The organism is Bacillus sp. FJAT-50079, from assembly GCF_018343515.1.
Classification (GTDB): domain Bacteria; phylum Bacillota; class Bacilli; order Bacillales; family Bacillaceae_C; genus Lederbergia.
This window is the reverse complement of record NZ_JAGYPD010000008.1, coordinates 12,473-26,414: the sequence shown is the minus strand read 5'-3', so window position 1 is coordinate 26,414 and position 13,942 is coordinate 12,473. Positions and strand designations below refer to the sequence as shown.

Below are 13,942 nucleotides of genomic sequence, written 5' to 3'. Positions count from 1 at the left end.
GAAAAAAAGTGAGGTATTAACCATGCGAAAGGCAAAAACCTTGAATCGAATAGCAGCCCTAATAGCACTATTTTTTATATTCATACAAACCTTCGCTTTGCCAGTTATGGCTGCCCAACCGTGGACAGGGAATTCGTGGAACGGTAATTCATGGCAAGGAAATCCATGGGATGCTGGTGATTTAACGTGGGAAGGGAATAGTTGGCAAGGTAATTCATGGAGTGAGTCGTCTAGCCAAGGCGGTAATGATTGGAATGGAACGACATGGTCTAGTACTCCTTGGTATATGAACCCATGGTTACATCCAGGCTTTAATGGGGGACCAGGCTACGATGGCACTCCGTGGAATACACCAGGTTTTAATGGAGGACCAGGCTATAATGGCACTCCGTGGAATACACCAGGCTTTAATGGGGGACCAGGCTACGATGGCAACGCGTGGAACACCCCGGGCTTTAATGGGGGGCTCGGCTATGATGGCACTCCATGGAACACTCCAGGCTCTATGAACGGAGTCCCGTGGAACGCTCCAGGTTATAGCGGTGGTCCTTGGAATTTACCCGGATATAACGGTCTGCCGCCGTGGATGTTTGGGGGCTTAGATCAAAATGGTAATCGTGTAACGCCAGCGGCTCCTCGTCTATCGGGTGACCAATTAATGGGGATCGACCTTCCGTATGGGTATGAGGTTGGAAAATACGTTGGCTCAGACATTATTGGTGGCCAAGTTGGTATGATTGGCGACTTTCTTGATCCTGGTAATCATCCATTAAAAGTTGGAAGCAGCTTTGCCACCGGTTTATTCTTAAATGGTGTAAAGGTTGGGCTGGGAGATAAAGCACCGTGGTATATCGATGGTGCGATTGCGGCTAAGGATACATATGATTATACAAAGACGGGAATCCTGGCTGGAAAGGACTTCCTAACTCTTAAAGGAGTTATCGGAACATCACAGGCTGGTGCAAGAGGTAGTGTTAGTTCGTTAAGTACGGTAGGTGCAATTTCCAAATTTAATGTTGCGGCTTCCGCGATCGGCGCTGGTTTTGCCGCTTTTGAAACAGGGTTTAAAACAGGAAAAGCGGTTGATGTAATTAAAAGCGATGCGCAAACCTCACAAAAGGTTTCAGCGGTTGCAGATGCAACGAGTAGTTTAGGTGAGACGCTTTTTCATGCGGGAACAGTCGCAGCGGCGATTCCAGGTGGACAAACAGCGGGGGCAGTTCTGATCGCTGGTGGGGCGGTAATCTGGGGAGCTTCGAGATTAACTAAGCTTGTTGCAGATAATTGGGGTTCGATTAAAGCCGGTGCAAAAGCGCTTAGAGATGGTGCAAAAGCTGGAGCGAAAGCACTCGTGACAAAGTTCACCCAAAAATTCCCAAAGACAACACAGGCAATTAAATTTGGATTAAAGATCAAAAGTATATTTGGCAAGTAATGGTTCATTTGCTCGAAAGGAAGCTAAGTTACTCTAGAGCCTTCAACGTTTCAAAGGTGGGATGATAGATGGAAACAGATAAATTAATGAGGAAAGCTACGAAATATAAAAAGTGGTTAGAGCATTATACATTGAACCCATTTGCCTATGAAGTGAATAATCGCAAATATTATTTAGTCTTCTATCACGGTAATAAACCGGAAAATGTAAAAGGCCATGCTGTTATTTCGCTTGATGATGGTCCAAAGGAAGAATATAAGCAAGCATTGCTTCCTTTAACGATCATGGTTGGATCTAGTAATCAAATATTTAACAAGACTGGTCAACGGAGTCTTATTAATCCAGAATTTTTCAGCGATACGATTCAAGTCGTTGAAGCTTTTACGAACGAAACAGCCGACAAAGTACTAATGGAGGGCTTGGCCCTATTTAAAGAAGTTAAGCAACTACATGTAAGATTTATCGATTTATACAAAAACTATGAAAATTATTATGACAATACGATTCTAAAGCGAAATATTATTACAGATGATGATATTGATTATACGAATGAAGTGCTGGCAAAGCTGGCAATCTTGCAATATGAACAAGGGAAAATCATCTCCGAAAAGTTTGATCTCCTATCATCTTTTTATGAAGCACTAAAAACATATAACCTTGATAAGCAAATCCCTAAGCAAAGTTGGGATTTTATAAGAGGAATGCTTGGGTCAAAAAAAGAGTTGGCGAGAACATTACAAGATTTAACATTCGAAAAAGGTATTTTCCATTTGCCGGAAGAAGAACAAATCAAAGTGATTGAAAAAGAATTGTATAGAATAAATGAACAAATGCTGGCTGATCGAAGAAATAACTTGAGAGGTTTTGCTTCTCAATATATAAGTTGAAATTAAGATTCTCATAATGGTTTTTAAACAGATGCATACCTAGTTGATTGGAGTGAAAGGCGGCGACTCTTGGGGGATGAGCGGGACAGGTGAGACCCCAAGGGGCGAAGCGGCACCACCCGTCCGCCTGGAACGGAAGTCAACGGTGTTTACTTTCCGCATTTATATGTATGTTATTTATTTCAACTTATCCAGTAGAAAAATATAGATCGGGAGTTTTACAATGGATAAACCAATTTCATTTGCATTTTCGTTATTTACAGGAAAATATGAAAAATTCCTGCTTATGATTTTTATTGTGCAAGTGCCAATCTTAATGTTTCATTCTTTTTTAACGAATTTTATCTATGCGATAACACCAAGCGCTGGCGGACTCTTTTCAGTCGCTGATATCTATTATTCGCTTATTACATTGTTCATGTTTTTATATGTGCAGATTCCATTTGTGAAATTTACGGTGAATGAAAATGAAGGAAGAGAAAAGCCGTTAAAGAATGCTTTCTATATTTTTGTCATTCAAGGCTTCAATCTTTTTGTTTTTATTACAATCTTATCATTTGTTACAGTCATCGGATTTATCTTCTATATGATCCCTGGCATTATTTTACTGTCCGTATTTATAACCGCACCCATTATTGCATTAATTGATGAGAAATCGGTTTGGAAAAGCGTAAAAGAGAGCATGCAGATCTTTCGAAAGCATCACATTAAAATCATATTGTTTATATCATTATTTGGTTTAACCGAATTAATTATTGGTACATTACTAAACTATGCGATTTTATCGATTACAACATCTTATGCTGCTATATTGATTGCGCAGATTTTTCTTAATACAATTTTCTTTCCAGTGTTTGTCGTCATCTTGACATGTTTCGTTTTGAAATGGAGGGAAGGTTTGAGTTCCTTGCATGTTCATAAAAATGAAGTATTGGTGTAAAGAGGCTGTTCAAAAAAGTCCGGTAAAAATGACACGTCGAATTTCTTCGTTGGCGAAAGCGGAACTTCTGTTAAAAGCGCCCACGTCCTGTGGGCAACACAGAAGTCAGTACATCCTGTACAAGCTCACTGCTCGCGTATTAAAAGCATATGCTCCGCTGATCAAAGCTGCGCCGCCTCGAACTTCTTGGTCCTTTTTATCCTCCTTTTTGAACACAGATTTGAAGAAAGGGGATTTTTCACATGATGAACGTAAAACAGAATATGAAGAATGAGGAAGGATCGGCTACGATTGAATTTTTAGGAATTCTTCCATTCGCCCTTTTACTCATCGTCATCATGTGGCAGTTAATTGTCACCGTCCATGCCGTTGTGTTAGTTCAATCTGCTGCTAATGAAGCAGGGAAAGTGTATTCATTGACAGAGGACGCGTCCGAAGCTGCTCATGCAGCAAAAGAAATCGTTGGTGCTAGCGGCAATTACCTTACCTTTCAAAGTGCACCGATTCAAGGTGGAAAAAATTATACAGCGACCGTTCATGCCAATATTACATTTGTTTTTCTACCAGAAAAGATTTTCGGTCGGTCTCCCTCTTATTCTTTTTCATCTACTGCAAAAGGTAGGGTGATTGAGTGAAGGTGTGTAAAGTTATTATGAAAAACGAATCGGGGAATGTTATCGTCTTCATGTTAGGGCTACTATCCGTCATGATGATTCTCTTTGTTTTTGTTGTTAATTTAACGCAAGTTCTTGCCGTAAAAGAAAAAGCGAATACGACTGCACAGCAAGCAAGTCTTGCGGCAACTGCGGTGTTGTACGAAGAAATATGGGATTCGATTGATGAATATGAACGTACGTTAACTTGGGATGAGGATGAATCCCAGCCAGAAACAATCGCGGAAAAAGTTGAGAAACAGATCAATCAATTACGGAGAAATCCTGCATACAGCCAAGATAGTGATAACGAAATAAAAAGAAGAGCGCTTAACGACGTGCTTACTCAAGAGTTGAGAAGTAATGATCAACTCGCTACAAAGTTAGAAAGGGATATTCGTTTTTTTATTATCCCAAGCATGAAACATGTAGCAGCGGCTACGATTTCCGAGAATGATGGGAGTGTGAGCGGTGCCGAAATGACCCTATTTAAAGAGGGAAGAATTTACGTAGAAGCATCGAACAGTGTGAAAGCTGCTTCATATAAGAATTATTTTCTTGGTGTGGAGAAAAAGCTTTTTCAACAGTCGGCTGGCCCAAAGATTGATTTTTCTTCCCAGCTATCCATTCATCAAACCATTGCTCTTGATTAACAGTACAAAGGAGCTCCATAAATGAATAGAGAAAAGAAGTGGAAAAGATTTTACTTGTTTTTAATGATCTTTTTTTACGGCATTTTTACTCCCGTTTCTTTTGCCGAATGGCTTTTCGCTGATGGGAAATTTCCATACACAGTCATCATTGTAGGGATTGCTTTACCAGCGATGAGAAAAAATCATCTTATGAAGCTGCAACAGCAGAGAAATTAATCATTCATATATACAGAGGCCGATTGTCGTTACGTCGGCCTCTTTCTGTTTAATAAAGTTATGGTAAAATGATTTGTAGAAAAAAGCGGGAGGATAAAATGGATAATCAGGAACGATTTTCACTATTAAAACAAACCTTCATTAACGCACGCAATATAGAAAACGCTGGACCAATGGAAAGATATATGAAAAAACACTTTCCCTTCTTAGGATTGAAATCAGTAGAAAGAAGGGAACTTTCCAAACCATTCATAAGGGAGTTCCAATTCGATTCAGAAGATGCGGAAACAATAATAAAGGAATTATGGTGTCTTCCTGAGCGTGAATTTCAGTATGCAGCCGTTGATATGCTCGTAAGAAACAAAAAGAAGCTAGAGGTAGAGCATCTTGATCTCTTGCAATTTTTAATTGAGAAGAAATCATGGTGGGATACGGTTGATACGATTGCCACTCATTTAGTTGGTGCTTTATTTAGTAAATATCCGCATTTAATAAAAGAGCGTGGCGAACGATGGCTTCAATCTGATAATATTTGGCTCAAGCGTACGATGATTTTATTTCAACTCAAATATAAAGAACAAACCGATGTGGATTTATTATTTTCGATCATTAAACAAACGTCTCATTTAAAAGAGTTTTTTATTCAAAAGGCGATTGGGTGGTCATTAAGGGAATACTCAAAAACGAATGCAGAAGCGGTTTCCACTTTTATTAACGAAAATGAATTATCGAACTTGGCAAAAAGGGAAGGCTTAAAATATATACAAAAAAGATAATTGTCCGCAAAAATGTGGTAATCTTTAATTAATATAAGAAAAGGTGATGTTTCATGAGATTATTATGGGATTTAGATGGGACAATTTTCGATACATATCCAGCAATTTTGAATAGTTTTTGTACGGTCTATGAAGAGGTGCATCAAAAGCAGATAGATCGAAAAGAAGCGCTTCGTTGGCTGAAGCGTACATCAAAGGAGGCATTTGCCCATTTTGGTATCTCGGAAAACTATCGGGATCGTTTTAAGGAATTGGATCACGCTGAAGCAGAAGCCGGAAGTCCTCCTTTTGAAGGGATTGAAGCAGTATTGGCGGCGGCGGAAGTGAATGTGATTGTCACTCATCGTACGAGGGCATCGACTAAAGAGCTGCTAGAGAAGTGGGGACTCATTCAATATTTTACTGAAATCGTTAGTCCTGATGATGATGGCTATCCGCGCAAACCAGATATTGGTGCTTATCAATATTTGCATGAAAAATACGATTTGGATTGGGCGATTGGCGATCGCGCATTGGATTTGATTCCCGCCAAAGCAGTTGGAATGAAAACATGTGCGTTTCAAAACGCCGATATTGAAGCCGATCTTCATGTTGAGCAATATACGGACTCTTTGATTGAAACACTAAAATCTTTCGGGGGGAAGTAAAATGGCAAAAAGAGCATTATTAAATGTTGATTATACATATGATTTTGTTGCGGATGATGGAAAACTAACATGCGGGAAACCGGGCCAGGAAATAGAAGAGGCCATCGTTAACTTGACGAAGGAATTCTTAGCAACAGGAGAATTCGTCGTATTAGCGATTGACAAACATCTGGAAAACGATGTGCTCCATCCAGAAATGAAGCTTTTCCCTCCCCATAATATAGAGGGAACATCTGGAAGGGATTTATTTGGCTCCCTTGCTACGTTATATCGTCAATATGAAAATGATTCAAATATGTATTATATGGATAAAACAAGGTATAGCGCTTTTGCAGGAACGAATCTTGATATGAAGCTTCGTGAACGAGGAATCGAAGAAGTGCATATATGTGGTGTATGTACCGATATTTGTGTCTTGCATACAGCCATCGATGCATATAACAAAGGCTATGCGATTGTGATCCATGCGGATGCGGTTGCTAGCTTTAATGCAGCCGGTCATGACTGGGCATTAGGGCATTTTGAAAACACACTCGGTGCAAAAGTAATTAGAACTGGAAACTAAGGAGTGGCACAGTAATGAAGTACCATTATGAAGATGATAGCTTGATGCTACATACGGATTTGTATCAAATTAATATGGCAAAGACGTATTGGCAAGACGGAATTCATAATCGTAAAGCAGTATTTGATTTATATTTTCGCAAAATGCCTTTTTCTAACGGCTATGCGATTTTTGCCGGCTTAGAAAAAGCGATTCATTACGTACGGAATTTTCGTTTTACTGAAAGTGATTTGCATTATTTAGAAGAAATCGGTTATGAAGCTGATTTCCTTGAATATTTAAGAAATATGCGGTTTACAGGTACGATTCGCTCGATGCGTGAAGGGGAGATCGTTTTTCATAATGAACCGATTATGCAAATTGAAGCACCCCTCGCAGAAGCACAAATGTTAGAGACGGCGTTGCTTAACATTGTGAATTACCAAACATTGATTGCAACGAAAGCCTCTCGTATTAAACAAGTTGTTGGGAAAGAAATCGCATTAGAATTCGGGTCAAGGCGAGCGCAAGAAATGGACGCAGCTTTATGGGGAACGAGAGCGGCGTTTATCGGCGGCTTTGAAGCAACGAGCAATGTCAGAGCTGGGAAATTATTTGGCATGCCCGTAGCTGGAACTCATGCCCACTCAATGGTACAAGCATATCGAGATGAGTATACGGCATTTAAAAAATATGCAGAAACTCATCGGGACTGTGTATTTTTAGTTGATACGTATGATACGTTGCGCTCGGGAGTGCCGACAGCGATTAAAGTAGCGAAAGAATTTGGTGATCGGATTAATTTTCTCGGAATTAGACTGGACAGCGGTGATATGGCGTTCCTGTCGAAGGAAGCGAGAAAACTCCTTGATGATGCGGGCTTCCAAGACGCCAAAATCTTTGCGTCTAGCGATTTAGATGAATATACAATTTTACATTTAAAGGCTCAAGGAGCAAAAATAGATTCATGGGGAATTGGCACAAAGCTGATTACCGCTTATGATCAGCCGGCATTAGGCGCTGTTTATAAAATCGTATCAATTGAAAATGAATTGGGTGAAATGGAAGATACGATTAAAATTTCTGCCAATGTGGAGAAAGTAACAACGCCAGGAAAGAAAAAAGTGTATCGGATCATTAACAGGGTAAACCATAAATCAGAAGGTGACTATATTACACTGTGGAATGAAACACCCGAACACGAGGAACGATTAAAGATGTTCCATCCTGTCCACACATATATAAGTAAATTTGTGACAAACTTTGAAGCGAAAGATTTGCATCAGCCCATTTTTGAAAAGGGTGAACTTGTATATGTATTGCCAACTCTTCAAGAGATTCAAGCATATGCGGCGGAAAGTTTGAACGTTCTTTGGGATGAATATAAGCGGTCGCTCAACCCCGAAGAATATCCCGTCGATTTAAGCCAAGATTGCTGGGATAATAAAATGAGAAACATTGAAGCGATTAAGGAAAAAGTGCATGCCTTGAAAAAATAGCTTTGTTAAACGGGAATGTTAATTCACAATAGATTCCATTGATTGAAGTGGAATGCTGCTACTCTAGCGGGATCAACGGTCTACGTGAGATCCGCGGAAGCCTAATAGGACTCGCCATTATGGGACAACGAGCATATCCCATCCTGTTGACTTGAGTAAGCTTACGGAGCGTCCGCCTAAAGCGGAAATCAACTTTGTTCTAAAATAGTGTGAGAAAATAATGCTGAAGTGGGAGTGAACAAAATGGAAGAACTGCAACGTCAGATTATCGAGGAGCTAAAAGTTCAACCGAATATTGATCCCAAAAAGGAAATACGTCGAAGTATCGATTTTTTAAAGTCATATATGGAGAAACATTCATTCTTTCGTGGATTTGTGCTAGGAATATCAGGTGGACAGGATTCTACACTTGTCGGGAAACTCGCACAAATGGCTGTTGATGAATTAAATGAGCGGGACGGGGCTAATAACGATCATTATACATTTATTGCTGTCAAGCTACCATATGGTACACAAACAGATATGAATGATGTCGAAGATGCAATTGCTTTTATTTCACCGAGCGAAACATACGAAATCAATATTAAAGAAGCCGTCGATGCAAGTACAGCTGCATTAAAACAAGCCGGCATTGAAATTACAGACTTTACAAAAGGGAATGAAAAAGCACGGGAACGGATGAAAGCCCAATATAGCATTGCAGCAACATATAATTGTGTCGTGCTTGGAACAGATCAAGCTGCGGAAGCTTTGACGGGATTTTTCACCAAATATGGAGATGGCGCATCAGATGCTGTGCCTATTTTCCGGCTGAATAAAAGGCAAGGAAGACAGCTTTTACAGGAACTCGATTGCCCAGAGCATTTATATATGAAAGTACCAACGGCTGATTTAGAAGATGATCGACCGATGCTACCAGATGAAGTGGCATTAGGTGTATCATACGAAGAAATTGACGATTATCTTGAAGGGAAAGCCGTTTCTGAAACAGCGAAAAATACAATTGAAGCATTATTTCGAAAATCAAAACATAAACGGCATCTGCCTGTGACTGTGTTTGATGACTTTTGGAAAGATTGAGAGGCAGCTAAATCTGTCTCTTTTTTTCGTTATAATAAGGTAGTACGTTCTTTTTGTGTAGAACTTTGTACTTACAAGAGGTTTTTTCACCTTTTAACAGAATATATGGAGTAAGAGAAAAAAATGACGGCAGGTGTGTGCAGATGAACCATGATATGATGCAGCAACAAATCAAAAAAATTATCCAAAATATTGAGAAAGTCATGATTGGAAAAACCGACGTTGCGAGATTAAGCCTTGTCGCTCTTTTAGCAGAAGGGCATGTTTTGCTCGAAGATGTTCCGGGCGTTGGAAAAACAATGATGGTGAGAGCTTTAGCTAAATCTGTCAATGCAACCTTTAAAAGAATCCAATTCACCCCCGATTTATTGCCTTCCGATGTTCTTGGTGTTTCGATTTATAACCCTAAGGAAATGGAATTTACTTTTCGCCCCGGTCCAATTGTTGGAAATATTATTTTAGCGGATGAAATTAATCGAACATCGCCAAAAACGCAATCAGCATTGCTTGAAGGGATGGAAGAAAAAAGTGTGACGGTTGATGGAGTGACATTGCAGCTAGAAAGACCATTTTTTGTCATGGCTACACAAAATCCGATCGAATATGAGGGGACGTATCCGCTGCCAGAGGCGCAGCTTGATCGATTTTTAATGAAGTTAAACATGGGATATCCATCAATGAATGAAGAAATCGAGGTGTTGACGCGATCGCAAAAGATTGCACCAATTGATGAGCTTGATCCCGTCATCACACTTCATGAATTAAGAGAGCTTCAACAGCAAGTGAAAGAAGTATATGTTGAAGAAGTAATTAAACAATATATTGTGGAAATGGCAAATAAGACGAGAGAGCACCAACAAATCTATTTAGGAGCAAGCCCGAGGGCATCAATTGCATTAATGAAAGCGGGACAAGCATTAGCATTTTGCTCAGGCAGAGATTATGTCATTCCAGATGATGTTCAATATTTAGCTCCCTATGTTTTCTCCCATCGGATTATTTTAAAATCAGAAGCAAAGTTTCAAGGTATTTCCCCAGAGAAGCTAGTTGAAAACATCATTGCGAAAGTGCATGTACCAGTGAAAAGGGCTGTAAAATAATGAGGGGAAAATGGAAAAGAAGACGTTTTTTCAATAAGATAAACCGATTTATTCGCTTTTTTTTCCTTCTTTTTCTTGTGGGGCTCGCCTTTTCATACGCGATGTTCCAAGGTGGATTTGTGAGCTGGTTTTTATTTTTTAGTTTTCTTCCGATCTCGCTATATTCGCTTTTAATATTTACCTATCCTTTGCAGCAATTTCAGGTAACAAGAAAGGTTGATCCGCAGGAATTGACCTCAGGTGATCGTTTGATTGTTTCGCTTGAGTTAAACAGAACATTTCCATTTCCTTTGCTCTATTTACTTGTAGAGGATGTTTTTACAGATGATTGTAATAGCAAAGGGAGTAAACAGCTTTTATTTCCCGGCTTTAAAAGGAAAATAACAATTGATTATCAGATTGAGCAGATTCCACGTGGAGAGCATGCTTTTTATGCGGTCAGATTAAAAACAGGAGATGGATTAGGGTTCATTGAGAAAGAGCGCTGGATTACATGTGAGCAAACAGTCCTCGTTTATCCGAAAATTATCGATATCGGTTATCGTCTGATGGAAAGTCGCTTTGAGCAAGGCGGGACTGCGTCGGCGACACAGTTCCAAAAAGATACAACGCTCGTTGCCGGTGTGAGGCAATACCAGCCAGGTGACCGGTTTGCTTGGATCGATTGGAAGGCATCGGCTCGGACGAACAACATGATGTCGAAGGAATTTGAGCTGCGGCAATCGAATGATTTGCTCTTTGTTTTAGATCGAACGCCGACAGATACCTTTGAAGAAATGGTTACTTTTGCCGCTTCCTCGGTAACTGCTATTTTGCAGAGCGGTGGTCAAGTAGGATTATATTCGGTTGGGGCCGAAAAGACGCTGCTTTCGATTAAAGGTGGGGAAATGCACCAGCAACAATGTATGTATCATTTTGCAAAAGTGAAGTCAGATAGCCGTGTTGCACTGGGAGGGTTGCTTAAAGCTGATGGGATAGTTATGAAGCAACAAGCAACGCTCATCATCATTACATCAAAGTTAACAAGGGATTTGCTTGAAAGTATGGGCTCATACAAGCAACGCAAGGAAGGGGTTCATATCTTTATCATTAAAAAGGCGGGCGAAAAAATTAACTCGGAGGAAGCGGCATTACGGGTGCATGCTACCCAAAGAGGTTTCCGGGTTCGAATAATAGATGAAACAAACATACAAACGGTTTTTTCAGAGGTGAGACGAGCATGACTCATAGTCGTAATTTTTATACGATGGTATTGTACGTACTTGGCTTTATGCTCCTTTGGGAATGGCTGCGCCCCCTCTCAGAAATTACGTATACAGGTGAATTGCATTATTTTGTTCTATTTGTTGCCATCTCCCTATTTTTATACTTTATACGCTGCCCTTGGTGGCTACGGCTACCTATTAAAGCATTCTTCGTCTTTCTATTTCTTCATCTTATCTTCTCGCATCGCATGATAAGTATGGTCGAATGGCTGCCAACGTTAGTAGCTGATGTAATGGAAAACGGAAGACGAATCTGGGTAGGGAATTGGTATAATTTAACGGATTTAACGAGAAGTTTATTATTTTTTATCCTGCTATGGCTGATGGCGTATTTGCTTCGATATTGGCTCATTTTGCGAAAAAAAGTCTTCGTTTTTTATTTTACAACGATTTTGTATGTGACGGTTCTTGATACATTTACGATTTATAATGGGAAGTATGCGATCGTACGAATTATTGTGATTGGGTTTGTATTACTTGGTATGTTGTTTTTCCAGAGATTTATTGAAGAGGAGAGGCTTGAAGAGAGGAAAGGGGTATTCTTAAAATGGTCATTACCGCTTGCCGTGCTCATTATGTCGAGTGTAATGGTTGGATACATATCCCCGAAAGCTGATCCTGTTTGGCCAGATCCTGTACCATTTATTAAATCAGCGGCGGAAAACGGTCGTCAGCAGAGCAATGTTGCATCGATCGGATATAGCCCAGATGATACAAAGCTTGGAGGACCGTTTCACGGTGACGATCGAGTCGTTTTTGAAGTGAAAACTCCTTCGCGGCAGTATTGGAAAGTGGAAGTAAAGGATGTATACACAGGAAAAGGCTGGACTTCCTCGGATCGTTCGGATGATGAATTGTTCGAGTCTGAGAGAGAATTAGCTTATGAGCTTGCTGCGACGAAAGATGAACAAATCAAAGAAGCCGTTTTTGATATGCAATTGCCATATTCACATATTGTTCGTCCATACGCCGCGACAGCCATAAAGGGGAATGAAGAAGGATATTTTCAATATGATCCAGATCTCGATAAGTTTACTTCTTTTTCAGAAAATGCCGAGCCGGTCTTTTTAAAAACATATGCCGTTTCATTTAAAAAAACTTCGTACAGTATGAAAGAAATGCGAGCAACGACAGCATTGCCTTCTCATCATTCGGATTTGTTAGAACACTTTACTCAGTTACCAGATTCATTGCCTGAAAGAGTTCGAGAACTTGCCATGGAAATTACGGCAGATAAACATAACTGGTTTGATCAGGCAAAGGCGATCGAACAATATTTTCAAGCGGCTCAATTTACTTACGATCAGACTGATGTAGCCATTCCAAAAGGCGATCAAGATTATGTCGATCAATTTTTATTTGAAACACAGCGTGGGTATTGTGACAATTTTTCCACATCAATGGTCACATTGCTGCGTTCCGTTGGAATTCCGGCTAGATGGGCAAAAGGGTATACGGCTGGCAATTATTATGGAACAGCCGGTTCAGATGCGCAGATGTATCAAGTAACAAATAATGAGGCGCATTCTTGGGTGGAAGTGTATTTTCCAACGGAAGGCTGGGTCCCGTTTGAGCCAACAAAAGGATTTTATAATCCTGTTACGTATAGTCAAGATGAAGAAGTGGAACGAAGCACGCCTGCTGTACAAAATCCAGAAGAAGCGAAGCCAGAAACACCGCAACCAATCGAAGAGGAAAAAGAAGAAATTAAGAATGAGCCGAAAGAATATAGACATTCTATTTCCATTTGGCCAAAGCTTAACTCAGTGGGGAACTGGCTTATATTTCTATCCGTCTGCATTGTGATTATCTCTGCCGCTGTTTGGTTAACGGTGCAAAGAAGAAAGTGGATTCCGTATGTATTAATTTGGATGTATCGTGGGAAAAATGAGGAAGAGACGTTTGCCCAAGCGTATCATGACCTGCTCATACGGCTTGACCGCTTTGGGGCCAAGCGTGAACAAGGTCAGACGCTTCGTGAATATGCAAAATACATTGATCAACATCTTAACACAAATGAAATGAGTACACTGACAGAGATTTATGAACGCTCAATTTACCGTGGTGATTCAGCGGCGAATGAATGGGAAAATGTGCGAAAATTATGGGAAAACCTAATTAAAAGAACTGCTGGTTGACCATGCTCGCAATCAAGTATAAAATAAAAACGGATTAGACATGATGCGACAATGACATTCTTCTTTCTATGAGAAGAGCAATGTCAGTTTTTATTTAAAATCGTTCGGG

The 13,942-nt window shown here is 40.1% G+C and carries 14 protein-coding genes; all 14 read left to right on the top strand.

Going from position 1 to position 13,942, the window contains the following annotated elements; translation table 11 throughout:
* The first annotated feature begins 22 nt into the window (after positions 1–22).
* The 14 genes from KHA95_RS20150 (at position 23) to KHA95_RS20085 (ending at position 13,833) form a co-directional block, all read left to right on the top strand.
* On the top strand, positions 23–1,435 hold the full coding sequence (locus KHA95_RS20150; protein WP_213139372.1) for a hypothetical protein: 1,413 nt from the start codon (positions 23–25) through the stop codon (positions 1,433–1,435).
* A gap of 68 nt (positions 1,436–1,503) precedes the next feature.
* Positions 1,504–2,322 (top strand): hypothetical protein, encoded by an 819-nt coding sequence (locus KHA95_RS20145; RefSeq protein WP_213139371.1) that lies wholly within the window; start codon positions 1,504–1,506, stop codon positions 2,320–2,322.
* A 223-nt stretch (positions 2,323–2,545) separates the two neighbouring features.
* A complete protein-coding gene (locus KHA95_RS20140; RefSeq protein WP_213139370.1) occupies positions 2,546–3,262 on the top strand; it encodes a YciC family protein in 717 nt (238 codons plus the stop codon).
* Positions 3,263–3,504: 242 nt separating this feature from the next.
* On the top strand, positions 3,505–3,897 hold the full coding sequence (locus KHA95_RS20135; protein ID WP_213139369.1) for a TadE family protein: 393 nt from the start codon (positions 3,505–3,507) through the stop codon (positions 3,895–3,897).
* Between the two features lie 17 nt (positions 3,898–3,914).
* Positions 3,915–4,568, top strand: a complete 654-nt coding sequence (locus KHA95_RS20130; protein ID WP_213139368.1) for a pilus assembly protein TadG-related protein — start codon at positions 3,915–3,917, stop codon at positions 4,566–4,568.
* Between the two features lie 21 nt (positions 4,569–4,589).
* On the top strand, positions 4,590–4,784 hold the full coding sequence (locus tag KHA95_RS20125) for a hypothetical protein (protein ID WP_213139367.1): 195 nt from the start codon (positions 4,590–4,592) through the stop codon (positions 4,782–4,784).
* Between the two features lie 98 nt (positions 4,785–4,882).
* Positions 4,883–5,560 carry a DNA alkylation repair protein gene (locus KHA95_RS20120; protein ID WP_213139366.1) on the top strand — a complete coding sequence of 226 codons (678 nt, stop codon included), beginning with the start codon at positions 4,883–4,885 and terminating at the stop codon, positions 5,558–5,560.
* Positions 5,561–5,613: 53 nt separating this feature from the next.
* Positions 5,614–6,207: an HAD hydrolase-like protein gene (locus tag KHA95_RS20115; RefSeq protein WP_213139365.1), complete on the top strand. Its 594-nt coding sequence runs from the start codon at positions 5,614–5,616 to the stop codon at positions 6,205–6,207.
* Position 6,208: 1 nt separating this feature from the next.
* The gene (locus KHA95_RS20110) at positions 6,209–6,772 is read left to right on the top strand and encodes a cysteine hydrolase family protein (RefSeq protein ID WP_213139364.1); all 564 of its coding nucleotides are present in this window, start codon (positions 6,209–6,211) and stop codon (positions 6,770–6,772) included.
* A gap of 14 nt (positions 6,773–6,786) precedes the next feature.
* Positions 6,787–8,250, top strand: coding sequence for a nicotinate phosphoribosyltransferase (locus KHA95_RS20105; RefSeq protein ID WP_213139363.1), 1,464 nt, complete (start codon positions 6,787–6,789; stop codon positions 8,248–8,250).
* 243 nt (positions 8,251–8,493) lie between these two features.
* Positions 8,494–9,330, top strand: coding sequence for an ammonia-dependent NAD(+) synthetase (gene nadE, locus KHA95_RS20100; protein WP_213139362.1), 837 nt, complete (start codon positions 8,494–8,496; stop codon positions 9,328–9,330).
* A gap of 143 nt (positions 9,331–9,473) precedes the next feature.
* Entirely contained in the window at positions 9,474–10,430 is a 957-nt protein-coding gene (locus KHA95_RS20095) for an AAA family ATPase (RefSeq protein ID WP_213139361.1), read from the top strand.
* Between the two features lie 119 nt (positions 10,431–10,549).
* Positions 10,550–11,653 (top strand): DUF58 domain-containing protein, encoded by a 1,104-nt coding sequence (locus KHA95_RS23295; protein WP_213139360.1) that lies wholly within the window; start codon positions 10,550–10,552, stop codon positions 11,651–11,653.
* Positions 11,650–13,833: a transglutaminase TgpA family protein gene (locus KHA95_RS20085; RefSeq protein WP_213139359.1), complete on the top strand. Its 2,184-nt coding sequence runs from the start codon at positions 11,650–11,652 to the stop codon at positions 13,831–13,833. Before KHA95_RS23295 ends, KHA95_RS20085 begins: the two co-directional genes overlap by 4 nt.
* Positions 13,834–13,942: the final 109 nt, after the last annotated feature.